This window comes from Billgrantia gudaonensis (genome assembly GCF_900100195.1).
GTDB classification, from domain to species: Bacteria; Pseudomonadota; Gammaproteobacteria; order Pseudomonadales; family Halomonadaceae; genus Halomonas; species Halomonas gudaonensis.
The window spans coordinates 380,529-404,860 of record NZ_FNES01000001.1 but is presented as its reverse complement, the minus strand read 5'-3'; the positions used below and the strand labels follow the sequence as shown (position 1 = coordinate 404,860).

The 24,332-nt window shown below is 66.6% G+C and carries 21 protein-coding genes; 10 read left to right on the top strand and 11 right to left on the bottom strand.

Annotated features, from left to right (window positions below; translation table 11 throughout):
* Entirely contained in the window at nucleotides 1-612 is a 612-nt protein-coding gene (locus tag BLP96_RS01825) for a TRAP transporter small permease (protein WP_089682462.1), read from the bottom strand.
* Between the two features lie 60 nt (nucleotides 613-672).
* Nucleotides 673-1,749, bottom strand: a complete 1,077-nt coding sequence (locus tag BLP96_RS01820; RefSeq protein WP_089682459.1) for a TRAP transporter substrate-binding protein — start codon at nucleotides 1,747-1,749, stop codon at nucleotides 673-675.
* A gap of 284 nt (nucleotides 1,750-2,033) precedes the next feature.
* On the opposite strand from BLP96_RS01820, the gene BLP96_RS01815 reads away from it, so the two are divergent.
* The 4 genes from BLP96_RS01815 to BLP96_RS01800 all read left to right on the top strand — a co-directional run bounded on the left by BLP96_RS01815 (nucleotide 2,034) and on the right by BLP96_RS01800 (nucleotide 6,608).
* Nucleotides 2,034-3,062 (top strand): C45 family autoproteolytic acyltransferase/hydrolase, encoded by a 1,029-nt coding sequence (locus tag BLP96_RS01815; RefSeq protein WP_245682124.1) that lies wholly within the window; start codon nucleotides 2,034-2,036, stop codon nucleotides 3,060-3,062.
* 112 nt (nucleotides 3,063-3,174) lie between these two features.
* Nucleotides 3,175-3,645, top strand: coding sequence for an aminoacyl-tRNA deacylase (locus tag BLP96_RS01810; protein WP_089682458.1), 471 nt, complete (start codon nucleotides 3,175-3,177; stop codon nucleotides 3,643-3,645).
* 52 nt (nucleotides 3,646-3,697) lie between these two features.
* Nucleotides 3,698-5,509, top strand: a complete 1,812-nt coding sequence (locus BLP96_RS01805; RefSeq protein ID WP_245682123.1) for a chloride channel protein — start codon at nucleotides 3,698-3,700, stop codon at nucleotides 5,507-5,509.
* Complete coding sequence (locus BLP96_RS01800) at nucleotides 5,496-6,608, top strand: ABC transporter substrate-binding protein (RefSeq protein WP_089682453.1); 1,113 nt, start codon at nucleotides 5,496-5,498, stop codon at nucleotides 6,606-6,608. Before BLP96_RS01805 ends, BLP96_RS01800 begins: the two co-directional genes overlap by 14 nt.
* A 22-nt stretch (nucleotides 6,609-6,630) precedes the next feature.
* Here BLP96_RS01800 and BLP96_RS01795 read toward each other — a convergent pair whose 3' ends face one another.
* The 9 genes from BLP96_RS01795 to BLP96_RS01755 all read right to left on the bottom strand — a co-directional run bounded on the left by BLP96_RS01795 (nucleotide 6,631) and on the right by BLP96_RS01755 (nucleotide 17,638).
* Entirely contained in the window at nucleotides 6,631-7,752 is a 1,122-nt protein-coding gene (locus BLP96_RS01795; RefSeq protein WP_089682451.1) for an acyltransferase family protein, read from the bottom strand.
* 104 nt (nucleotides 7,753-7,856) lie between these two features.
* Nucleotides 7,857-8,291 (bottom strand): GFA family protein, encoded by a 435-nt coding sequence (locus BLP96_RS01790; protein ID WP_089682449.1) that lies wholly within the window; start codon nucleotides 8,289-8,291, stop codon nucleotides 7,857-7,859.
* A gap of 63 nt (nucleotides 8,292-8,354) precedes the next feature.
* A complete protein-coding gene (locus BLP96_RS01785; protein ID WP_089682447.1) occupies nucleotides 8,355-9,365 on the bottom strand; it encodes an ABC transporter ATP-binding protein in 1,011 nt (336 codons plus the stop codon).
* Entirely contained in the window at nucleotides 9,362-10,345 is a 984-nt protein-coding gene (locus BLP96_RS01780; protein WP_089682445.1) for an ABC transporter ATP-binding protein, read from the bottom strand. Before BLP96_RS01780 ends, BLP96_RS01785 begins: the two co-directional genes overlap by 4 nt.
* Entirely contained in the window at nucleotides 10,345-11,688 is a 1,344-nt protein-coding gene (locus BLP96_RS01775; RefSeq protein WP_089682443.1) for an ABC transporter permease, read from the bottom strand. Before BLP96_RS01775 ends, BLP96_RS01780 begins: the two co-directional genes overlap by 1 nt.
* The gene (locus tag BLP96_RS01770; protein ID WP_089682441.1) at nucleotides 11,685-12,809 is read right to left on the bottom strand and encodes an ABC transporter permease; all 1,125 of its coding nucleotides are present in this window, start codon (nucleotides 12,807-12,809) and stop codon (nucleotides 11,685-11,687) included. The genes BLP96_RS01775 and BLP96_RS01770 overlap by 4 nt, the downstream gene beginning before the upstream one ends.
* The gene (locus BLP96_RS01765; protein WP_089682439.1) at nucleotides 12,806-15,325 is read right to left on the bottom strand and encodes an ABC transporter substrate-binding protein; all 2,520 of its coding nucleotides are present in this window, start codon (nucleotides 15,323-15,325) and stop codon (nucleotides 12,806-12,808) included. The genes BLP96_RS01770 and BLP96_RS01765 overlap by 4 nt, the downstream gene beginning before the upstream one ends.
* A gap of 85 nt (nucleotides 15,326-15,410) precedes the next feature.
* Nucleotides 15,411-16,673, bottom strand: a complete 1,263-nt coding sequence (locus BLP96_RS01760; RefSeq protein ID WP_245682122.1) for a methyltransferase — start codon at nucleotides 16,671-16,673, stop codon at nucleotides 15,411-15,413.
* Nucleotides 16,670-17,638, bottom strand: a complete 969-nt coding sequence (locus tag BLP96_RS01755; RefSeq protein ID WP_089682437.1) for a YbgA family protein — start codon at nucleotides 17,636-17,638, stop codon at nucleotides 16,670-16,672. Before BLP96_RS01755 ends, BLP96_RS01760 begins: the two co-directional genes overlap by 4 nt.
* Before the next feature lie 169 nt (nucleotides 17,639-17,807).
* Between BLP96_RS01755 and BLP96_RS01750 the strand changes: the two genes are divergently transcribed.
* From BLP96_RS01750 to BLP96_RS01725, 6 genes are all read left to right on the top strand, one after another.
* A complete protein-coding gene (locus BLP96_RS01750; RefSeq protein WP_089682436.1) occupies nucleotides 17,808-18,437 on the top strand; it encodes a glutathione S-transferase N-terminal domain-containing protein in 630 nt (209 codons plus the stop codon).
* Entirely contained in the window at nucleotides 18,434-18,736 is a 303-nt protein-coding gene (locus tag BLP96_RS01745) for a DUF6494 family protein (RefSeq protein WP_218118562.1), read from the top strand. The genes BLP96_RS01750 and BLP96_RS01745 overlap by 4 nt, the downstream gene beginning before the upstream one ends.
* A gap of 7 nt (nucleotides 18,737-18,743) precedes the next feature.
* Nucleotides 18,744-19,667 carry an ABC transporter ATP-binding protein gene (locus BLP96_RS01740; RefSeq protein ID WP_089682586.1) on the top strand — a complete coding sequence of 308 codons (924 nt, stop codon included), beginning with the start codon at nucleotides 18,744-18,746 and terminating at the stop codon, nucleotides 19,665-19,667.
* Nucleotides 19,668-19,678: 11 nt separating this feature from the next.
* On the top strand, nucleotides 19,679-20,440 hold the full coding sequence (locus tag BLP96_RS01735; RefSeq protein WP_089682584.1) for an ABC transporter permease: 762 nt from the start codon (nucleotides 19,679-19,681) through the stop codon (nucleotides 20,438-20,440).
* A 354-nt stretch (nucleotides 20,441-20,794) separates the two neighbouring features.
* The gene (locus BLP96_RS01730) at nucleotides 20,795-22,036 is read left to right on the top strand and encodes a GGDEF domain-containing protein (protein WP_089682434.1); all 1,242 of its coding nucleotides are present in this window, start codon (nucleotides 20,795-20,797) and stop codon (nucleotides 22,034-22,036) included.
* 78 nt (nucleotides 22,037-22,114) lie between these two features.
* Nucleotides 22,115-23,905, top strand: a complete 1,791-nt coding sequence (locus tag BLP96_RS01725; protein WP_089682432.1) for an ABC transporter transmembrane domain-containing protein — start codon at nucleotides 22,115-22,117, stop codon at nucleotides 23,903-23,905.
* Nucleotides 23,906-24,332: the final 427 nt, after the last annotated feature.

Sequence of the window (24,332 nt, the reverse complement as noted above, 5' to 3'; positions counted from 1 at the left end):
TCAGGCTCCTGCATCGGGGGTCGTCGACGACCGCTCGGGGTCTCGCAGCAAGCGTATGCACTGCAACGCACGCCATACGGCAACCGCGGTGATGAAAGCGGCACACAGCACCAACGACGCGTTGATCAGGTTCCAGGGCACGCCGAGGATGGCGGTGGCCCCGGTAGAGCGGCTCATCACCAGATACCCGCTCCACAGAATCACGACCATCAAGGCAATGATGAGCAGGTGCTGAAGCAGATAGAGCGCATAGGCCGCGCGCGGCGGCAACCGACGCACCATGAAGTCCACGGCGATGTGCTCATAGCGTACGAAGGCGGCCGCCGCACCGATGAAGATCAGCCAGATGAACAGCATGCGTGCCAGCTCATCGGCCCAGGGCAAGGAGTGGTTGAGCAAGGAGCGTCCGATGACATTGGATGATACGGAGACGATCAGCGCAACGAGGATCGCCGCGATCAACTGCTCCATGGCGAACGTGATCCAGCGAAACGCAGCGGGTCCCTTGCGTAGCTCGAGATCGATCTCTAGCGAGTGGCGGCGGGGATCGTCGAGATATACCTCAGGGTCGACCGCATCGCGGTCGCGTGAGGGCGAGGAAGTGGTTGTCATGCCGAACTCCGGGGGGCAGAACGGGGCTACGCCCGTCCTGCCCAGCATGGGAAGGAAGTATCAGTCGCTGGTGGTTTCTTCGACGATGGCCTGGACTTCCTGGATCAGCTCCTCGCCGATCTCGGGCGACCACTTCTCGTAGACCGGCTGCACGGCTTCCTGGAAGGCAGCCAACTGCTCGTCGTCCAGGCGAGTGATCTCCATGCCACGCTCTTCGAGCTGTTCGCGCGACCAGTCGTCATACTCCGCCGAGAGCTGGATTTCGTACTCCGCCGACTGGCGAGCCGCCTCTTGAACCAGCTCCTGGTATTCCGGCGCCAGATTGTCCCAAGTGCGCTCGGACATCATCATGATGAACGGCGTGTAGACGTGCCGCGTTTCCGAACCGTAGTCCTGCACCTCGTAGAAATTGGAAGTCAGGATGGTGCTCCAGGGGTTCTCCTGGCCGTCGACCACGCCCTGCTCCATGGCCGAGAACAGCTCTCCGAAGGCCATCGGCGTGGGGTTGGCGCCCAAGGTCTCCCAGATATCCAGGTGAACCGGGTTCTCCATGGTGCGAATCTTCAAGCCACTGACATCGAGGCCAGCCACGTCTTCCGGAGTCTCCACCGGACGAGCGCTGTTGGAGAGTTGACGATAACCGTTTTCGGAAAACGTCAGCGCCTTGATCCCGGTACCGTCGAAGGCATCGAGCATCTCCTGGGCAACGTCGCTCTGCATCACCGCCACGGCTGCCTCGCGGGTGGGCAGCAGGAAGGGCAGGTCGAATACCGCCAGCTCTTCGACGTAGGTCGTGGCGGGTGACGACGAGGGATAGCTCATGTCCAGCGAGCCGGTCTGCAGCATCTCCATCATCTGCACGTCGTCGCCCAGTTGGCTGTTGGGGAAGACGTTGACGGTGATGCGCCCTTCGGTCCGCTTATCGAGGATATCGGCGAAGTACTGGCTGGAGAGGTACTGCGGCGAACTCTCGGCCAGACCGATTCCCATACGCAGGGTGTGGCTGCCGTGATCGCCAACCACTTCGCCGTCGATCGCGGGCGGGTCGGAGAGGTCCGGCGTCTGGGCGTGAGCCATGCCGAGCGTGAGACTGGCCGCACCGGCCAGAGTGAGCGTACGGCGCCAGATAGCAGTCATGGCGTGGTCTCCTTTCATCGGGTTGTTGTTGGTCGTTGACGATATAGGACCGGCCGGGGAAAGCCTGTCCCTGGTAGGCCGCATTCAGAAAGGCCTACGAATGTCCGACTTGTGCCTTGTTACCGGTAACATTCACCTCGAAACTAGTTGCAGCACCACGGAGTGTCAACGCAGAACCGCTCGACTTCGACCAAGGTCTCATGCCGATCGACGTCGCCGCGAGCATGACACGCCGGCCATCAACCGGCAGAGTGGAAGCCGTATCGACGGACAGGAGCCATTACGTGAGCGACATCCCTTCGCTGGACTGGCTGACGACCCGGGGCAGCCATTTCGACATCGGCCTGGCACTCGGCCGCAGAGGACGAGCGGCCGTGCGCGACCAGCTTCGCCACACGGCACTCTGGCAGCGTATCGTCACCCTGGCCGATTCGCCGGCGGTCGCACGGATGCGCGCCTACACCGCGCATCGCTTTCCGCGGGTGATGGCAGAGCTCAACGGCCTGGCGGAGGGGCTCGCCCTGCCGCTCGACGATGTCTTTGCCTGGCACTGCCGCGGCGAGCTGTTGGCAGGTGCCCCCGAAGGTTGCACCACGCTACTGCTACCCGGCGAGACGCCGATTCTGGCTCACAACGAGGACGGTCTACCCTGTCTCGACGGTACGGCCTTTCTGGTCCATGCCATGCCCGACGACCAGCCGGCCTTCCTGTCGTTCTGCTATCCCGGTTCCCTGCCGGGCCACACCTTCGCCATGACCGATGCCGGCCTGGTGCAGACCGTCAACAATCTGCGCCTGACCGGCCTCGAGCCCGAGGTGCCGCGCATGGTGCTGGGCCGCGCCACGCTCGCCCAGCCTTCGGTGACGGCGGCTCTCGAGCGGCTCGAGGCCGCTCCGGCCTGCGCCGGCTTCCACTTCGGCCTTGCCCGGCTCGGTGAGCCCGACCTGACCAGCGTCGAGTTCGGTGCTGGCCAGGCATGCCACCGCCCGGTCTCCGCGCCCCAGTTGCACGCCAACCACGCGCTCTACCACCCCGCCATGGAGGCAGGCCAAGTGATCACCCGCTCGTCACGCGACCGACAGCACCGAGGCGAGGCGCTGCTCGCCGAGGGCGAGCGCGACCCTCTGGCGATTCTCCGCGATGGCGGCCTGCCGATCTTCCGTCGTTCTCCCGACGATCCCGACGATGAGAACACCCTGGCCACCGTCTGCTTCCGGCTGTTGCCCGACGATATCCTCTGGGAAGTGCATGCGCCGGGGCAGGCAACGCCGCGGCGCGGCAGCCTGCAGACGCTGTTCGGCAACGATGACTGAAGGCCTGCTCTAGCCCGCCACAACCACTATGCTGAGGGTATGGAATCCACACGCGAAGGGAGGCATCTCATTCCCTCGATCATCGGCCCCGGGGGCCGAAGGAGCACATCCCATGGCCATTCCCATGACCCTCAGAGAGTATCTCAGGGCCTGCGACATCGACTACGAGGAGGTGAAGCACCCACGGGAAGTGAGCACCAGTCGCCTGGCCCAGCAGGTGCACATCACCGGCGACCAGTTGGCCAAGGCCGTCATGGTCCACGGCGACTCGGGCTACCGCATCGCCGTGCTGCCCAGCAGTTGCGACGCCGATCTCGACAAGCTCTCGCAGCTGTTCAACGAGAAGGTGGACCTCGCTTCCGAAGACGAGATCGTCGATCGCTTCAACGACTGCGACCCCGGCGCCACCATCCCAGTCGGTCAGGCCTACGGCCTGCAGGTCTACCTCGACGACCTGTTGCGCCAACAACCGGATATCTACTTCGATGCCGGCGATCACGAGACCCTGCTCCACATGAGCGGCAACGAGTTCGGCCGCCTGATGGGAGACACCCCCCACGGGGCCTTCAGCCGTCCCCACTGACGGTCCGGGCCTCTTCCCTCACGGCCGCCGCGGGACGCGGCGGCCGTGATCGTTGGCCCCGCCGCTTGCTCCGGCTCGCCTCACCGCCTACACCTTGAGCATGGAGACGCATCCCGCAAGCCAGGCAACCGCCCGGGGCCCCATGGGCGTCATGCGCTTCCTGGCCCTGGTGCTGCTGGGAGCGCTGATCGGCGCTGTGGCTGCCGCACTGGCGACGGGGTTCGTCAACGCGGTGCTGTGGCTCAACGAAGCGCTGCTGGTCTCGCCGCGCAGTCGCATGATGTTCGACCGGCCCGACATGCTGCTGATCGCCACCGTGGCGGTACCCGCGCTGGGTGGACTCATGGTGGGGCTCTTGCACCGCGCCATCGCCGAGCGGCGTGCCCATACTCCGGCCGACGTGATTGCGGCCGTCCAGACGCGCCAAGGCCGCCTGCCGGCCCGAGCCGGCGCGCTTTCGGCGCTCTCCGCCCTGGTGTCGCTGGGCGCCGGCGCCTCGGTGGGCCAGTATGGCCCGCTGGTGCACCTGGGTGCGACCATCGGTTCGCTGGGCGCGCGACTGCTGCGCCTGGGCCGCTCGGAAGACAACATCACCATCGCCTGCGGCGTGGCGGCGGCCATTGCCACCGCCTTCAACGCCCCGCTGGCAGGCATCGTCTTCGCTCACGAGGTGGTGCTGCGCCACTATGCCCTGCGGGCCTTCGCCCCCATCGCCGCGGCAGCCATCGTCGGCTACGTGATCGCCACCAGCGTGCTGGAGCGCGGCGCGCTGTTCCACGTCGCCGATACCGCCGTGCCGCAGCCCTGGGAGTTCGCGCTGTTTCTCGCCATCGGCGGCCTAGGCGCTCTGGTCGCCGGTGCCTACATGCGCGCCACCCTCGGCGTCGCTCGGCTCGCTGCCCACCTGCCCCTGGCGCCAGCCCTGCGTCCGGCGGCGGCGGGCGCCTTGCTGGGCGCCACGGCGCTGTGGGTGCCGGACATTCTGGGTATCGGCCAGGAGACCCTGCGCTTCGCCACCATCGCCGGCGCTTACGACAGCGGCGAACTGGTGGTCGTGCTGGTGCTCAAGATCGCCGCCACGGCACTGTGCCTGGGCATGGGCTTCAGCGGCGGAGTGTTCAGCCCGGCGCTGGTCATCGGCACCCTGTTCGGCGCCCTGTGCGGTAGCCTGGTGGGCGAGCTGGGAGCCCTCTCCACCGACACCTTCATCTATTACGCAGTGTGCGGCATGGTGGCCGTGACCGCCCCGGTGATCGGCGCTCCGCTGACCAGCCTGCTGATCGTCTTCGAACTGACCGGCAGCTACGCCCTGACGACTGCCGCTCTGGCCAGCGTCACTCTGGCCAGCCCCATCGCCGCCCAGCTGTTCGGCCGCTCGCTGTTCGACATCCAGCTCCAGGCGCGCGGCCTGGACCTCTCCGCCGGCCGCGGCCGTGCGGTGCTCCAGAGCATGCCGGTGGGCGAGCACCTCAGCCGCGACGGCGTGACCCTGGCGCCGAGCGTCACGGTGGATCGCGCCGTGGCGGAGCTGGGCCGGGCCGGCCACGGCGAAGCCTATCTGGTCGATGCATCGGGCCGCTACCGCGGCTGTGTGACCCTGGCCGACCTGGAAGGAGCCCGTGCGTCGCAAGATGCTCCCGCCTCCGTCGGCGAACTCGCCACCGTCGAACGTCCGGTGCTGCACCCCAGCACCTCGCTATGGGCCGCCATGACCACGCTCGAGACGGTCACCGGCGAAGCGCTACCGGTCGTCGACGAAGCGGACGACGAAACCTTCCTGGGCGTGGTCTACGAAACGAGCATCGCCCGCGCCTACCTGGCTCACAGCGACGAACTCAGGCAGGAGGAACATGGCACCGGCTAGACGATGGCGGTACGGCATCGGCGTCCTGCTGCTGGGACTGAGCCTGGCGCTTGCCGCCGACAGCGAAGAGAAGGCCGAAGCCCTGACCGTGCTGAGCTGGGGCGGCGCCTACGAGCGCGCCCAGCGCGAGGCATGGTTCGAGCCATTCACGGCTGAGACCGGCATCCCCGTCGAGGTAGCACGCTACGATGGCGGCCTCGACGGCCTGCGCCGAGCCGTCGCCAGCGGCGAGGTACCCTGGGACGTCATCGACATGACGCGCAGCGACGCCATGGCTGCCTGCGAAGAGGGCCTGCTCGAGCCCCTGTCGCCCACGCTGCTCGCCCCGGCCCCCGATGGCACCCCGCCCGAGCGGGACTTCCTGCCCGACTCCATCGGCCGCTGCGCCGTCACTCACACCCTGTTCGCCACGGTGATCGCCTACCGTCGCGACGCCTTCCCCGGCCAGCGCCCCACTGCCATCGCCGATCTCTTCGACCAGCAGCGTTTTCCCGGCCCACGCGCCCTGCAACGCACCCCAGCGGTCAATCTCGAGTGGGCGCTGCGTTCCTACCGCGTACCGCGCGAGGAGCTCTACGGCCTGCTCAGCACGCGACGCGGCCTGTCCCTGGCGCTCGATCGGCTCGAGCAACTCGACACCATTCGCTGGTGGGAAGGCGGCGAGCAGCCGGTGGAGTGGCTGCTGGACGGCGAGGTGGTGATGGCTTCGGGCTACAACGGCCGCTTCTTCGATGCCATGATCCACCGCAACGCGCCCATCGAGATACTGTGGGACGGCCAGGTCCAGGAACACGAGACCTGGGTGATCCCACGCGGCAGCCCCCAACCCGAGTCGGCGCGCGAACTCGTCCGCTTCACCACCTCTACCGAGCGGCTCGCCGAACTGGCGCGACGCATTCCCTATGGCCCGGCACGCCGCTCCGCCACCCGCCGGGTGACCGACCATCCCGAGACCGGCCAGGACATGCGTCTGCACCTGCCCACCCATCCGCTCAACGCCGACGGCGCCATCGTCAAGGACGAGGCCTGGTACGCGCGTACCCTCGAGCGGATCGACGACTATTTCCGTGACTGGCTGGCCGCGCACGTCGACGAGTGACCCTTGCCGGTCGGTACGCGCCTCACTGGCGCTGGCGCATCCAGCCCACCATCGCGATCCAGCCAGCCGAGCCCAGGATCAGAGCCAGGGCGATGCCCAGCACCTGGGGGTAGGAATACGCCTGCCAGGCCCCGAGCAGAAAGCGCAGCACCAGAAAGATCGCCACGATATGGAAGATGAAGGCCATCAGCGCATCCGAACCGATGACGGCGAGCGGGCGCAAGGCACGTGCCGCCCGCTCGCCTCCCGCCAGGCACAGCGCCAGGATCGCCAGAGCGCCGCCCAGGCTGAACAGCACGAAGGATGGCTCCGGCGGATGCTTGCCGGTGTTGCGGGCCACCGCCGTCAGCGCCGGATCGAGTTCGGGCAGCGAAACCAGCACGAACCCGGCCAGCAGGGCCACACCGCCGCCGCCCAACGCCAGCAGCAGATGGCGCATTGCCGGCGACTCGCGGGTACGCAGCAGCGCCTCGCCGATCAGCAGCCCCAGCATCACCAGCGGCAGGCGCGCGAGCTGCCCCCAGGCGTAGTGATCGTCGTCTTCCACGAGGAGCGCCTTGAGCGGCTCCACGCCCCAGAAACCGACGTGGCCCTCCAGCCAGCCCGAGAGCAGCGCAACGGCCGGCGGCAACACCAGCCGCGATACGAGCGGCAGACGCCGCCACAGCGGCAGCACCCAAGGCAGCCATAGCAGCGCGATGGCGTAGAAGCCGAGAATCTCCACCCAGATCGGAAACCGCTGGTAGAGCAGGGTGTCGAGGATGTCCTGGGGCTCGTACAGCGGCAGCATCTCGACCACGGTGAGCACCTTGTACCAGAACAGCACCTCGAGGCCGCGCAGCAGCAGCTTGAGACGCCGGCGCGGCCAGTCCGACGTCTCGGTATGCGGCAGGAAGGCCACTGACAGGGCGATGCCGAACACCGTGATGAACAGCGATGACGCGAACTTGGTGAGTAGATGGACCGGCACCAGGCCCCAATCGGGAAGCGCATCGATGCCCAGCAGCCCACTCGCCGTATGGCTCAGGATCATCAACGCGATGGCCACGCCGCGTGCGAGGTCGATCGCCGCGATGCGCCCTCGCGCCGGCGGCAACGTCGGCCGCTCCGTCAGTCTCGCCGCGACCGCCTTCCCTTGCCTCATCCGGACCCCTCGTCCGCGGTCACGCAACGGTGCTCTCGGCAGCCGGCGACAACCGGGCAACGCGCCTTACTCATCGCCGCCCGGTCGTTGCCCTGGGCATTGCCTCATTCATCCAGCGTCTGCCCCGAGCCACCCATTTCCGCCGGCACGTCCCGCATCTTGGGCAGACCGTCGCGCAGCGGCAGCACCGACTCCTGATAGTGGACGTGCAGCCCCGGCGCGAATGGAAAGTCGGGCATGACCGCCGCATAGACGTCGATCAATCCCATCTGGGGATGCTCGGTCATCACGTGCCCTCCGCAGGTCTGGCACCACATGCGCCGGCTAGCCGGCGTCCGACTGTAGCTCGCCAGGTTGTCGGCCCCCTGGGTGACCCGTACGGCGTCCGGCTCCCACAAGGTGAAGGCGTTCACCGGCCCCGCCGACCAGTGCCGGCACGATTCGCAGTGGCAGTAGCCCATGCCGGCCGGCTCACCGCTCACCTCCACCTGCACGGCGCCGCAGAAACAGCTGCCCCGATAGCTCTGTGCATTGCTCATGGCATACCTCCCGAGGGTCCCGCTTCGTCGAATTGCCCATTCAGTGTAGCCAGCCGCCACTGCTCAGCGATGCAGCCAGCAAGCCGAGCGATGACCACTTCGAGGCTCGAACTCGGGCGGGTCGTCGCGGTCGCACAGCCCGGCCATGAAGTGCGGGCAGCGCGGGTGGAAGCGGCACCCCGCCGGCGGCCGCAGCAGGCTCGGCGGCTCGCCGGCGGGTACCTCGCGCAGCCGGGTGGCGTTGGCCGCGTCGGGATCGGCCAGCGCCGCGAGCAGCGCCTGGGTATAGGGATGCTGCGGGTGATCGAGCAGGTCGTCCACCGCAGCGCTCTCCACCACCCGGCCGGCGTACATGACGAAGATGCGTTCGGCGTAATGACGCACGGTGGAGAGGTCATGGGTGATGAAGGCCAGCGTCAGCTCGCGCTCCTGCTGGATGCGCCGCAGCAGCTCGAGGATCTCCACCCGCACCGAGGCGTCGAGCATGGAGACCGGCTCGTCGGCGACGACCAGCCGCGGGGCGAGAATCAGCGCCCGGGCGATCACCACCCGCTGCTGCTGGCCGCCGCTGAGCATATGGGGAAACTTGCCCAGGTACTCGTCGGCCGGCGACAGGCGGACCTCCTCCAGCGCCGTGCGGATGCGCCGTTCGCGCTCGCTGCGAGCGCCCACGCCATGCACGATCAACGGCTCGGCGAGGATGCGCCGCACGTCGAGAAACGGCGGCAGCGCCCCGTAGGGATCCTGCTGCACGTAGCCCACCTCGGCCCGATACGCCTTGAGTTGGCGACCGCTCAGCGTGCCGAGCGAGCGGCCGGCGAAGCGAACCTCGCCGCGGGTCGGGCGATGCAATCCGAGCAGGGTGCGCGCCAGCGTGCTCTTGCCGCAGCCGCTCTCCCCGACGAAAGCCACGGATTCGCCGCGAGCCAGCGCGAAATCGACGCCGTCCACCGCATGCACCGCACCCACCCGCAGAAACCCCCACTGACGCAGTTCGAACCAGGTGTGCAGGTTGCGGGCGGCGATCAAGTGCGCCGGTTCGTCGCCTGCAGTCGGGATGGGGGGCGAACTCATGAATCGTCTCCTGGCTGAGCATCATCGGCATGCAACCAACAGCGCACCCTATGGCGGTCGCCGAACGGCAAGGCGGGCGGTTCCCGGTCGCAGCGAGCGAAGCGGTGCGGGCAGCGCTCGGCGAAGCGGCAGCCGCCGGGCGGGTCGAAGAGGCTCGGCGGCTGGCCGGGTATCGGTTCCGGGCGGAGGCGCTGATGCAGGCGCGGGACGCTGGCCATCAGCATCTGCGAATAGGGGTGAGCCGGCTCTGCGAAGAAGCGCGCGGCGTCGGCGACCTCGACGAACTGACCGGCGTACATCAGCGCCACCCGATCGGCCAATTCGCTGGAAGTGGCCACGTCGTGGGTGATCAGGATGAAGCTGGTGCCGAGCTCGCGCTTGATGCGTTTCAACGCATTCATGATGCTCGCCTGGGTCAGCACGTCGAGCGCCGAGGTGGGCTCGTCGAGTATCACCAGTTCCGGTTCGGCGATCAGCGCCATGGCCAGCACGACACGCTGACGCATGCCGCCGGAGAGCTCGAAGGGGTAGCGAGCCAGGAAGTCCGTCGACACGCCCACCAGTTCGAAGACCTCAGCGGCCCGGGCAAGGGCACGCCTGCGCGACCAGCCGCGCAGCACCCGAAGCGGCTCGGCAACCTGTTCGCCCACCCGCACGACTGGATTCAGGGCGTTCATGGAAGCCTGCATCACCAATGCCATGCGCGACCACTGCACCTCGCGGCGAAAACGCTCGTCGGGCAACGCCGACACTTCGACGTCGCCCAGCACGATCCGTCCGCTTCGGTGACCGACATTGCGCGGCAGCACGCGCATCAACGTCTTGGCCAACGTGCTCTTGCCGCAGCCCGACTCACCGAGCACCACCAGCGCCTCGCTGCGCTCCACGTCGAAGCTGATGCCGTCCACCGCCCGCACCGCCCCCTGGCGAGTCCGATAGTGCAACGCCAGTTCCTCCACGCGCAGCAGCGTCTCGCTCATCACAGACTCCTCAGCCGCGGGTTGAAGACGCGGTCCAGCGCGAAGCCGAGCATGGCGAAGCCCAGCCCGGTGAGCATCAGCAGCAACGCCGGCGAGATCACCCAGTAGTAGTAGCCGTTGTAGAGCGCGCTCTGCGACTGGGCATCGTTGAGCACCTTGCCCCAGGTGGGCAGCAGCGGATCGCCCAGACCCAGCACCGCCAGCGACGCCTCCAGGAATACGAAGGAGGGAATCAGGGTGACGAAGGTCGGGATCAACACCGGCAGGATGCGTGGGATCAGGTAGCGCAGTACGATGCGCGCGTTGCTGGCCCCGTAGGCGCGTGCCGCCTCGATGTAGGGCGCTTCGCGGATCGGCAGCAGCATCGCCCGGTACATCTTGATGCTGGCGCTGAAGATGCCCAGCACGACGACTACGCCGAGCATCAGCCAGATGCTGGTCGAATAGAGGGTGCCGACCATCACCAGGATGGGCAGGACCGGCAGGATCATGTTGACCTCGGTGAGACGCTGGATGGTCGCATCGACCCAGCCGCGATACCACACCCCCACGGCGGCGATCGCCAGGGTGGTGACGGTGGTGCCCACCGCCGCCAGCAGGCCGAAGGCGAGCGCCACCGGCGTGCCCCACAGCAGGGCCAGGCTCAGCTCGCGGCGTTGATGGTCGGTGCCGGCAATGCCGTGCACCCGGCCATAGAGCACCAGCTCGGCGTCGAACGCTGCCGTCTCGTCGAACGCCAGCACGTCCAGCAGCAGCGTATGGCGGCCTGGCAGCACCTGCGGTTGTCCCTCCTCCCGCTCGGGATCGGCCAACAGCCCGATATGCGGCGCCAGCCCGCCCAGACGACGCTCCAGGGCCCGGTCCTGGGAGATCGAAATGCGCTCATCTGCCCCGATGCGATGCCCTCCGAGCGCGATCTCGCGCCCATCTGGCGTGTGCCACGCCAGGCGCACGAAGGGCGGCTGCTCATGGCCGGGCGCATGCAGGAACAGGTTGAGCTCACTGGGAAAGCCCCCTGCGTCGTAGTCGAAGGCGAGCGGAATGCGCAGGCGGCGACCGCCTTCGAAGACGCGTTCCTCGATCGGCGCCGCCTCGCTGGCGACGACTTGCGTACGCGGCGCATCGCCACCGACCAGGCGATCGAGCCATATCGGTGCAGCATTCACGGGGTTGTCCTGCCACGCCTCGCTGCCGCGCCACTTGGCCACCGCCTCGGGATAGGGAATGGCGATGACGGTGTAGAGCGCCAGCACCAACAGGCCGGCGATGATCGCCATGCCCATGAGCGCCGAGGGGTAGCGGCGCAGCTCGCGCCAGCCCGTCTGCCAGAGTGCTCCCCTCATTGCCGACCTCCGGCAAGGCGAACTCGCGGATCGAGCACGGCATAGAGAATGTCGAGCAGGAAGACCGTGGCCGCGAGCAGATAGGCGAAGATCACCACGCCGCCGATGATCACCGGGGTGTCGCGATGACCGATGGCCTGGAACAGCAGCGAGCCTAGCCCGGGCCAGTTGAACACCTGCTCGAGGATGATGGCGCCACTCCACAGCCCGATCAGCATCAGCAGAAAACTGGTGACGATGGGCGCCAGCGTCGGGCGCAGAATGTAGCGACGTTCGATGAGACGCGACGGCAGCCCCTTGGCGCGGGCCATCTCCACGTAGTCTTCGCTCGAGTGGATCAAGAAGAAGGTGCGCCAGGAGTAGATGGAAATGAATATCTGGGAGAGCAGCATTGCCGACACCGGCAGCAGCAAGTGGCGCACCACGCTGAGCGCATAGGCCCAGCGCCCTTCCGGGGGTGGTACCGCGACCATGCCGCCGGCGGGCAGCAGCGGCGCCACGAAGGCGAACAGCAGAATCAGAAAGATACCGTAAAACCAGGCCGGTGCTGCCGAAGTGGGCGCCAAGGCGACCACGCTGCGGTCGAGCGCACTGCCATAGCGTCGTGACAGCCACAGCGCCACGAATACCGAGACGAAAAAGATCAGCAGGTTGGCGGTGCCGAACAGCAGCAGGGTCGCCGGCAGCCGCTCGACGATGATGTCGCGAACCGCCCGTGAGCCGAGGTCGCTGTGCATCTGTTCGGCGCGCCCCAGGTCGAGACGCAACGCTCGCTGCAGGTAGTCGACGCTGCGCACCAGAAAGGGCTCGTCGAGACGCAGCCGCTCCACCTCGAGCGCCACCTGGCGCTGGATCAGCTCGTTGCGCTCCGCGGGGGAAAGATCCTGGAAGGCAGGATCGGCTCGCGCCGCCTCGGCGGCCTCGCTACGGATCTGCACGCGGCGCAGGTCGTCCACCTGACCGCCCATGTTGGCGATGACGATGGTCAGGTAAACACCCACCACCACGGTGACGAACAGCGCCAGCAGTCGCTTCGCCGTATACAGCAGCAGCCGACGCAGGTCGCGCCACCGGCCGCGACCTGCCGTGGGCGCACTGCCGGGAGCACCGTGCCGAGTCATGGCGATGCCTCCAGGCCGCCGGGCGGCACCGTGGCAAAGACATGCGAAGCGAATGCCGGCAGCGCCACGCGGCGGCTGATCACCGCCACTTCCAGGCTGTTCGCACCAACGCCCAGCGAGGCGAGCACCGGCCTCGGGATCTCGATCCGCCAGTGCCCCTCGGCATCGAGTTCGGCCTCGCCGCGCTCGACCAGAGCCCCGCGTCCATCGAAGAGCAGGAACTGCACGCGTTCGATGTCTTCCGGCGGATAGGGCTTGCCCTCGAAGGTCACCGTCAGTTGGAACCCTGCCGCCCGTCCATCGGCGGCCTCGCCGGAGACGGCTTCCACCAGCAAGGGGCCATCCAGTGTCAGTTCGGGAATCGCCGGGCGCGAGAACCCCAGCCACTTGTCGGCCGGATCGGGAAAGCCGGCAAAGCGTTCGAGTACCAGACTGCCCTCTACCGGATGGACGGAATCGAGCTGAAAGGGTCCGTTGCCGACCCAGAAGTGACCGCGGCGAGCGTGCCACTCGGCAAGCGAGCGATAGCGGGCAGCGGGTTCGTGCGACTCCAGAAACCCGTCCAGCACTTCGCGATAGGGGGCGGCATCGCGCTCGCGGACACGCTCGAGACGACGTTTCAGGATCGGCACGCTGGGACCGGCCACCAGGCTCATCCAGTCCACTTGCAGCCGATCGGCCTTGTTGGAGGAGAACGCCAGCTCGCCGTGACGCTCGGCGAAGATCCCCAGTGCCAGCACATGCCAAGGCTGTGGCGCGGGCGCACGCCTGGCCACCAGGGTCTCGGCATCGGGGAAGACCTGGTCGCTGTAGACCTCGACCACCAGTGGATCGCGGGAGACGATATGCCAACCCCGGAAGTGGCGCTGGAACGCCTCGAAGGTCGGCAGGTGGGCCACGTCGTACAGCGGGCTCGCCTCGTCGGCACGCTCGAAGTCGAGGATCAGCGGCAGCACGAAGTCGGCGAGCGAGAGTGGGGAGCCGTCGTGCCAGCGCTGTTCGAAGATCGCTTCGTCGTAGCGAATGCGTACCTGCGTGCGGGCGGTGACGGGCTCGTCATGCTGCTCACCGACGGTGACGAACCGGTCCGCCTCGCCGTCCCAGTCGATCCACGCCGCCTCCGGCACCTCGATCCGTTCCGCCGTCGAGACGCTCAACCAGTCGAGCGTCCGTTCCACGGTCACGTCTTCCTGCACCGTCACCTCGGCCTCGGCGATGCGCTGGGGACGATAGAGCCCGGTGAAGGGATCGGGTAACGCCACCGGATCCTGGGTGGCACGCATGATCATCCGGTCGAAGATCCAGTTGCTGCCGGCCACGAGATTCCAAGGCTCGGTCAACAGCCCCGGCGTACCGAACACCATCCGTCCGCCCACCCGGTCGGTATAGCGCAGGGTATAGGGCCACAGCGCCGAACCGGAGAGCCCTCCGGCGAGATCCACGGCCACTTCGACGTTGCTGGCCCGTGCCGAGGCGTTGAGCTGGTCGACGAGCCAGATGCGCGCCGAATCCTGCATGGCCAGTTCCAGAGCCCGGGCCATCATTGCCTGGCGCTCCTCCCAGCTCCGGTAGTCGCGGCGCAGCAGACGATCGGCCAGTTCATCGAACGCCGGGGCGGGGTCGTAGGCCTGCCACAGCGGCTCTGCCCGCCCTCGTGGGGTGTAGTAGAAGCTGAACGCCTCCGCCTGATCGCGCTGGATCTCGATGGTGATCCAACTCCCGGTGTAGAGATGCCACTGACCGGCCTGCGGGTCCGTGGCGATCCAGATCCGCGAGGCCTCCTCGGCGGTGCGATAGCGGCGCTCGACGGCGAAACCCTGCGCCTCCAGCAGGTTGGCGACGTAATCGCCGACCAGGCGGCGCTCGTCCTCGGTGCGAATCAGCACGATCAGGCGCACCGGCTCTCCCGCGTAGTGCCACTGGCCGCCGCGCAACTGCGCCCCGAGCGTCTCCATTTCACGCTGGATCACCTCGCGGGCGGCTTGCGGGTCATGCGCATAGCGCAGCTCGAGCTCCCGGGCGACGTCAGCCAGGCGCGCATAGTCGGGGAAGGCGGTGGAAAGCGGTAGAAAGCGCGGCACTGCGAGCCCGCCGTAGAGTTCCTGAGCGATGTAGTCGCGGTCCACCAGGCGGTTGAGCGCCTCGCGGATGGCCGGCACGTGAAAGGGATTGAGGGTGCCGTCGGCGAACTCCGGCCCCGCCGGATTGAGCGTCAGTTCGCTGGAGGTGCCATAGGAGAGGTCATGGGCGATGGCCGGCGAATCGCGCAGCCGACGGTATACCGCGGGACTCGATATGCCCTGGGTGAAGACCTGCTGGGCCCCCGTTTCGATCAGCCCGGTGACCCGCCCCGGCTCGTCCTCGCCGGTGAAGACGACCTGATCCACCAGCGCCCCGCGTCGTTCGGACAATGCATCCTGATCGACGGCCGGGGTCGCACCCAGAGGAGATGTCGACGCGAGAGCCACGACCGACGCAACCAGCGATACCGAGGCCAACCATGGAGCAGCGTTCATCTTTTCCCCGGGAATCGAGCGATAGGCAGTTCCGTACGTCTCTCTACACGGTAGGTGACGACGAAGCTGCACGAACGCTCGGCTTTCAACGCTGGCCGGGGCGAGGCGCGAACCCGCGACGTCCAACGGACTTGCCTCGGGGTTCGGCCTCCGCTCTCAGCAACAGATTGCGTGGCGTGAGTTCGCGGGCGCAAAAGGTGCCGAGTTCGACCGCAAATCCCGCTTCCTCGAGGCGCATCCGTCGATCCAGCGCCAACCACACCTCCAGCGGCCGGCGAAACAGGTGGCGCACGAGCTCGAGCCGTTCGACCTCGGCCAACCGCCGCTGCCCTTCTCGTTCGAAACGTGCAGCGTCCAGCCGGGCTGGCAATGCCAGTCCCTTCTGCTCTGCCGCCCAGCGGCAGAAGCCGGCGAACGTCTCGGGCAGTCGCCCATGGGCGAGGCTGGGCACCGGCAGATAGGCGTCGATGCCACGCACTTCGCGTTGCAGGGCATCGAAACCCAGCCGCCAGGCGTTGGCCCGCGCGCGGCGGCGTCGGTCGCCCCGTGGCGCGGTGACGGTCTCCTGCACGGCCAGCGTCAGATCGTCACGCGCGAGCGCCAGGCCCCGCTCGGCGGTGAGTCGACGTGCGTACCGCGAGAGCGGCCGATAGCGCTCGGCCGCCGTGCGGTGGTAGCAGCACGGAGCCAGGGTGACGGCACCGGCGTGGTCGGCGGCCAGTTCGATCAGCCGGACGTGCAAGTCGCCGCAGGCATGCAGGGCGGCGAGGTGGCCGTTGCCGCCCAGCCAGCGCGTGGCATCCCCGGCCATCACGTCCTGCCCGACCAGAGCGACGTCCGCCCCCTGCCGTTCGGCGAGGCATCTTCCCGCCGCGCACAACGAAGCCTGCCACTCCAGGGCGGTGACATGGCATCCGTGCAGGCGAGACAGCGTCCGCGCCAGATGGCCCTTGCCGGCACACCATTCGATCAACGGTCGGTCCGCGGCCACTGGCATGCGCGCGGCGAAGGCGACGATCTGCTGCCATTTGCGCCCGCCGATGTGTGCGCTCCAGGCGGACGGCGGCTCGACCGAGTCGGCGGAGATCGCCGGCAGGTCGACCAGGGCCGCCAGTTCCTCTACCGGCAGCCATGCGGCCAACGGTGAGTGCTCGAAAGGCGCGTCCTGCAGTCGGGTCAGCGCTGTCTCGTCCAGGGCACGCAGCATCGCCGCCAGCCCCGGCATGCGCTCTTCCCAAGGCAGGCGACGATGCCGAAAGGGCAAGGGGCGCCATGCTCCCTGCCATTCGGCCAGCAGCACGGTGAGGCGAGCAAGGCGCTCGGCGGGTGGCAGCGTCGCAGTGCTCAAATCGCGTTGCGCAGCCCCAGCTCGTAGGGATGAGGGTCGAGATAGGTCTGGGCGCGAACGTAGTCGGAGCCGTGACGCTTGATGTAGTGGTTGATCATCCGGATGGGCACGGCGAGGTGTACGTGCCCCTGGCGATAGTCTTCGATGGCGGCGAGCAGATCCTGCCTGATCTCACCGTCCAGAGAACGCTTCAGATAGCCCAGCACGTGCATCAGCGCGTTGGCGTGGGTCTTGCGCGTGGCCGGCCGCGAGAGTGCCGCCATGAAGCGTTGCAGGTAGTGTTGCATGGCTTCCTCGAGCGGGCGCCGGCCGGCGTCGGCCAGATAGCGACCCAGCTCGCGGTAGGCTTCCACGTGGTGAGCCATCAGCAGGTACTTCTGGCGGCTGTGGAATTGCAGCAGGACGTGGTGGCTGGGAGCGGGCTCGACGTGGCGCTTCCAGTCGTCGAAAGCGTAGACGCGAGTGATGAAGTTCTCGCGCAACACGGCGTCGTTCATGCGCGCCTCTTCCTCCAGCGGCAGCTCGGGGTAATGAAGACGCAGAGCACGCACGAAGGCACCCGAGTCGCTGTGACTGGGCATGCCGTTGTCGTGATAGACCTTGACTCGCTCCAGGCCACAGCTCGGCGACCCCTTCATGAGGATGAAACCGCGCAGGTGGCGGTGTTGCTCCACGAACCGTTCGCTCACCTCGGCCAGGCGCTCGGTGACATCCAGGCTGGGGTCCTTGGTACCCACCAGGCGCGGATCCTCACCGGGCTTGCCGACCAGGCGAATGGGGTCGCGAGGCACGCCCAGACCGGCCTCCAGCTCCGGACAGAAGGGTTCCAGACGGAAACGCTCGGCGAGTACGTCCAGACAGTAGCGCGAACGCTTGTGTCCGCCGTTGTAACGCACCTGCTCGCCCATCAGGCACGCGCTGATGCCGACCGGTATGCCGGCGTCGGCCTCTAGCTGATCGGTCATCTCCTCTCCTCCATCGCGGCTATCGCCGGTGACCCTGACGCTGACGATATTCTGACATAGCCGGCCAGAGCGGTCAGTCGCGGCGACGCCAACCGTGGTTCCAGCGTAAAAGACCGGCATGAGCGGGCTGCTATCTTGTAGCGGTCACGACAATCACGAGGAGTGCACGATGATCGATCTGTGGACCTGGAGCACCCCCAACGGCCGCAAGGTCTCCATTTTGCTAGAAGAGCTCGGCTTGCCCTACCGCACCCACGCCGTGGACATCACCCAGGGCGAGCAGTTCTCCCCCGACTTTCTCGCCGTCAGCCCCAACAACAAGATCCCCGCGATTCACGATCACGACACCGGCATCGACCTGATGGAGTCGGGGGCCATCATGATCTATCTGGCCGAGAAGACGGGGCAGCTGCTGCCGAGTGCCGGCGAAGCTCGTCATCGGGTCTTGGAGTGGCTGATGTGGCAGATGGGCGGATTCGGCCCCATCCTCGGTCAGGTCCATCATTTCGTGAAATTCAACGCCGGACGAGCGCCCTATGCCGAAGAACGTTTCCAACGCGAAGCGCATCGCCTGTATGGCGTACTCGACAAGCGGCTCGCCGATCGCGACTTCGTGGCCGACGAATACAGCATCGCCGACATCGCCATCTGGCCGTGGGCCTCACGCTTCGAGTGGCAGCGGATCGATCTCGGGGAGTACCCCAACGTCAGGCGCTGGTACGTCGAGATCGCCAGACGCCCTGCCGTGGCGCGCGGCTACCACTGCCCGAAATGGGTCAACGAGATTCCGCTGCCATGAAGGATTCGGCATCGCCGCTCCTGCGGCCATCGATTCGCATGCTATGCTTCGACATCGATCGTCAGCCAGCCACCCGTCTCGAGGAACGCCCGATGAACGACGACGCCTTCCACCAGAGCATTCGCAAACTGCTGAAAAACGTGGGTGTGAATTCACAGCAGGCCATCGAGCAAGCCGTTCGCGAGGCCCTGGCCGACGGCCGCCTGCGCGGCGATGAATCGCTGCCGGCCAGCGTGCGCGTGCAGGTGGCCGGCATCGACGTCGACCTGACGTTCAGCGAGGACATCACCCTTGAGTGAGCAGGCGATGATCCGCGTCGAGGGACTCTCCAAGACCTTCGCCGACGGCTTCCAGGCGCTCAAGGACATCGACCTGACGATCCGCCGGGGCGAGATCTTCGCCCTGCTCGGCCCCAACGGAGCCGGCAAGACGACCCTGATCAGCGTGATCTGTGGGCTGGTCAACGCCAGCCAGGGGCGGGTCCTGGTCGACGGCCACGACAACGTGCTCGACTACCGGGCCGCCCGCCAGCGCATCGGCCTGGTGCCCCAGGAGCTCACCAACGAGGCCTTCGTCACCGTATGGGACACGGTGAGCTTCAGTCGCGGGCTGTTCGGCAAGCCCAAGGATCCCGCTCACATCGAGAAGGTGCTGCGCGCGCTGACGCTGTGGGAAAAGCGTCACAATCGCCTGCTCGAACTCTCCGGCGGCATGAAGCGTCGCGTGCTGATCGCCAAGGCGCTGGCCCACGAGCCGGACGTGCTGTTCCTCGACGAGCCCACCGCCGGAGTCGACGTGGAACTGCGACGCGAAATGTGGGAGGTGGTACGCGGGCTGCGCGACCAGGGAGTGACCATCATCCTCACCACCCACTACATCGAGGAAGCCGAGGAGATGGCCGACCGCATCGGCGTCATCCGCAACGGCGAAATCGTGCTGGTGGAGAACACCCACGCCTTGATGCAGCAACTCGGCAGCAAGGAGCTGACCCTGCACCTGCACGAGGCGCTGGAACGGATTCCGCCCGCCCTGTCCGGCCATGCGCTGACGCTGGCCGAAGAAGGCCACGCTCTCGTCTATACCTACGATGCAACGAGCCAGCAGGATGGCACCGGCATTTCCGGGCTGCTCGCCGATCTGGAAGCGGTGGGGCTGCAGGTCAAGGATCTGCACACCCGCCAGAGTTCGCTGGAGGACATCTTCGTGAGCCTCGTGCGGGAGCATCGATGAACATCAGGAACATGAACCTGCAATCCGTCAAGACCCTCTACCTCGCCGAAATGGCACGCAGTCTGCGCACCGTCCTGCAGAGCATCGTCTCACCGGTGATATCCACCTCGCTCTACTTCGTGGTGTTCGGTGCCGCCATCGGCACGCGCATCAGCGAGGTGGAAGGCGTCAGCTATGGCGCCTTCATCGTGCCAGGGTTGATCATGCTGATGCTGCTCACCCAGAGCGTTTCCAACGCCTCCTTCGGTATCTTTTTCCCGCGCTTCTCCGGCACGATCTACGAGGTGCTGTCGGCACCCATGTCGTATGTCGAGGTAGTGCTCGGCTATGTCGGCGCGGCAGCCACCAAGTCATTGATTCTCGGCGCCATCGTCTTGGTGACGGCACGACTGTTCGTGCCCTACTCCATCCAGCATCCGTTCATGATGGTACTGTTTCTGGTGCTCACCGCGGTGACCTTCAGCCTGCTCGGCTTCATCATCGGCATCTGGGCCGATGGCTTCGAGAAGCTGCAGCTGGTTCCGCTGCTCGTCATCACGCCGCTCACCTTCCTCGGCGGCACCTTCTACTCCATCGACATGCTGCCCCCTTTCTGGCAGGCAGTCACGCTGGCCAATCCGGTGGTCTACCTGGTGAGCGGCTTTCGCTGGAGCTTCTACGGCATCAGCGACGTGAGCCCATGGGTGAGCCTGGCCATGATCCTGCTGTTCCTGGGCGTGGCGCTGGCGGTGGTGGCCTGGATCTTCCGTACCGGCTATCGGCTCAAGCCGTGAGAAACGGGCAGTCTGGCGACGCTGCATAGCCCGTCCGTTGGCCATGGCCGAGCGCCGGACGCCTCTTTCAGAGTCAGTGAACGCTAACCCGCACAGCGGCTGGGAAAAAGGAGATCGACTGATAGCAACGACTGATCGAATGGCTCATTCTTGCTTTGTAGGCATTCTCTTACAGGTTTTGTCAGCTCTGAATGACATTCTTTCAAGCCACTGGAAGGCGCTGTGATTCCTGCCATGATTCGGTTTGAGAGACGGCCATGTCGTCGGCGCCTGCCGCCGATGACACCGAAGCCGTTACCGAACTGAAGGGAAGGGAGCGGCCGACGCGACCGCCGCCCTCAAGGATGGTGGCAAATGGCATCAGGCGTATCCGACGCTAAGGCAAACACTCGGCTCAACTGGTACTCCGAATTCAGCGAGCCGACCCTGGAAGCCCTGTTCCAGCGCACGATGCAGACCCACCACGCCTGCCAGCTACGCTATGCGTTGTGGTCTGCTGCCGGACTCTTTCTCGCCTTCAGCCTCGCCGATTATGCCCTGCTCGGCATGGGTGAGGCGTACGGCTGGCTGCTGGTGATGCGCGTGGCCGTGGCGCTGAGCTGCGTGGCCTTGGCCATGGCGACGCTCAAGCGCCCGGCGCTCGCCCAGCGCCCACTGCCGGTCAACGTCATCTGCCTGCTGTGCCTCACCGGACTGATGACTACCATTCCCCTGCGCCCGGATCAGATCGGCATCCACCTCGCCTCGATGATCTTCGCCAGCATGGTGCTCTACCTGTTCGTGCCCAACCGCTTCCCCTGGATTCTGGCCTGGAACGCCTACCTGGCCAGCGGGGTGGTCACGGCGATGCTGATATGGTCGAGCCTGGCCCCTGAGCTGATGTTCACCGGCCTGCTTTTGATGGGCTTCGTCAATATGCTGGGCAGCCTGACGCTGACGCGCCTCGATCGCCTGCAGCGCAACCAGTTCGCATCGTTGCTCGAAGAGCGCGAAATCAATCGCCAGCTGCATCGCGAGATCGAAGAGCGCCGTCTGCTCGAGGAGCGGTTGCGCCACATGGCCACCACCGACGAGTTGACCGGCATCGCCAATCGCCGCCACTTCTTCGAGCTGGCCAACCGCGAGCTCAGCCGCGCCCTTCGCGAACGGACCCCGCTGGCGATGTGCATGGTGGACATCGACCACTTCAAGCGTCTCAACGATCGGTACGGTCACGCCACGGGCGATCGCGTGCTGGCCGCCGTGGCCGACTGCTGCCAGTCCGTTCTCCGGGACACCGACATCATCGGCCGCTACGGCGGCGAAGAGTTCGTGCTGGCCTTCCCCAACGCCAATCTGCACACCGCCGCCTCCATTGGCGAACGCTTGCGCGAGAAGGTCACCCAACTGACGCTACCCGACATCGACGACCTCGGCCCGCTGTCGGTCACGGTGGGCATCAGCCGCGTCGAAGCGCACGAAGTCGAGCTCGACGGCGCCCTGCTGCGCGCCGACCAGGCGCTGTACGCCGGCAAGACGCGCGGTCGCAATCGTGTCGTGGTGGCCGACCCGCAGGTGTCGTTGCTGACCGACGTCAAGGTCTCGGCAGGGCATTAGCGCCGGAACCGTGCTCGTCTTCGAGCGGGCTGGTATCGTACGGTAACGCTTCGCCTTCCACCGTTTCGGCCCGCTGAGATGCCCCACCCCGATCCGCGTATACTCCTGCGCCTGACCCGCATGCTGCGGCCTCATCGCCTGCGCCTGGCCGTGGCAGCGCTGGCACTGCTGATGGCGGCTGGCTGCGTACTGCTGCTGGGCCAGGGACTGCGCCTGGTGATCGACCAGGGTTTTCTCGCTCGGGATCGAGGCGGAATTGCCCAGACGCTGGCGCTGATGCTCGGGGTGGTGGGACTGCTCGCGAGCGCCTCGGCACTCCGCTACTACCTGGTCACCTGGATCGGCGAACGCCTGGCTGCCGATCTGCGTCGGCGGGTCTTCGACCACTTGCTCGAGCTCGAGCCAGGCTTTTTCGAAGATGCCACCGTCTCGGCTCAGGGCCCCGGAGAAATCGCTTCACGCCTGACCGCCGACACCAGCGTGCTGCAGACGCTGTTTGGCTCGTCGATCTCGCTGGCGCTACGCAACCTGGTGATGCTCATCGGTGCCACGGTACTGATGCTCATCACCCAACCCTGGCTCTCGGGGCTGGTACTGCTGGGCATTCCTCTGACCGTGCTGCCGATCCTGTGGTTCGGCCGCCGCGTACGCCGGCTGTCGCGCTCGAGTCAGGACCGCGTGGCCGAACTCGGCCGCTATGCTGGCGAGACACTCGGCGGCATACGTACCGTGCAGGCGTTCACGCACGAAACCGAAGACCGCCATGACTACGGCGTCCGGGTCGAGGAAGCCTTCGACACGGCCGTGGCACGTACCCGCCAGCGGGCATGGCTCACCGGCATCGCCATGCTCGCGGTGTTCCTCGCCGTGGGCGTGATGCTATGGCAAGGCGGCGAGGCCGTGCTCGCCGGGCGCATGACGGCCGGCGAGCTCTCGGCCTTCATCTTCTACGCCGTACTCGCCGCCGGTGCGGTGGCCACCTTGGCCGAAGTGGCCGGCGACGTGCAGCGCGCAGCAGGCGCAGCAGAGCGTCTGTTCGAACTTCTCGACGCCCAGCCCACCATCACCGCCCCGCCCCACGCCATGGCGCTTCCCTCACCGCTGGCCGGCAAGCTGACGTTCGAATCGGTGAGCTACACCTACCCAAGCCGTGAAGAGCCGGCCCTGGAAGCCTTCGACCTGATCGTCGAGCCGGGCGAGCGGGTGGCCCTGGTGGGTCCTTCGGGTGCCGGCAAGAGCACGCTGCTCGCCCTGCTGCTGCGCTTTTACGATCCGGATTCCGGCCGCATCCGCCTCGACGGTATCGAGCTGCGCGACCTCGATCCTCGCGACCTCCGTCGAGCCATGGGGCTGGTCGCGCAGGAACCGGTGCTGTTCACCGGCACCGTGGCCGAGAACCTACGCTACGGCAACCCCCAGGCCACCGTGGCCGAACTGCGCCGTGCTGCCGCCGACGCCAACGCCCTGACCTTCATCGATGAGCTGCCAAACGGCCTGGACACCTCACTCGGACCCGGCGGCGTGCAGCTCTCCGGCGGCCAGCGGCAACGGCTCGCCATCGCCCGCGCCCTGCTCAAGGATCCGCGCGTGCTACTGCTCGACGAAGCCACCAGCGCACTGGACGCCGAAAGCGAACGACAGGTTCAACAAGCGCTCGACCGACTGATGGTCGGCCGCACCAGCCTGGTGATCGCCCATCGTCTGGCCACCGTCATGGCGGCCGACCGACTGATCGTGCTCGACCGGGGACGTCTCGTCGCCAGCGGCAGTCACGCGGAACTGCTCGAACGCAGCCCCCTCTATCGCCACTTTGCCGAGCTGCAGTTCGGCCCGCAGGCGGCTTCCCGATCGGCGACCACGGCCTCGTGAGTCGCACACCGACCAAGGTCGCATTGTCTCTTCCACGGCTGTGAACGAGGCTTCTCTGCGGACGACACATAAAAAAGGTCCCCCGAAGGGGACCAGTAGGAGCACGCCAGCTCACTCGGTATATCGCCACGTCGGTGGCGATGTGGGTCAGGGAGGCGATTCGTCTCCCTACCGCTTGTTCGCTTGCCAAGAATAAAGCGATATTCAGGCCAAAAACAAAACAATCCTTTGCATTCAAAGCCTTGAATAAAAACTATGGCCAAGGCTTTGTCATTGCCCACCATCCTATCACGCTGCACCGCACCATCAACCGCCATTCTTGCCGCAAGCCGCACCACAGTGGCGCAAAACGTCCCTTACGAACGACACTCCGCGCCTCTCGCCCGCCTCTTGCCTCTTCGCGTCGATTGCCAGGCGCCAGCTCGTC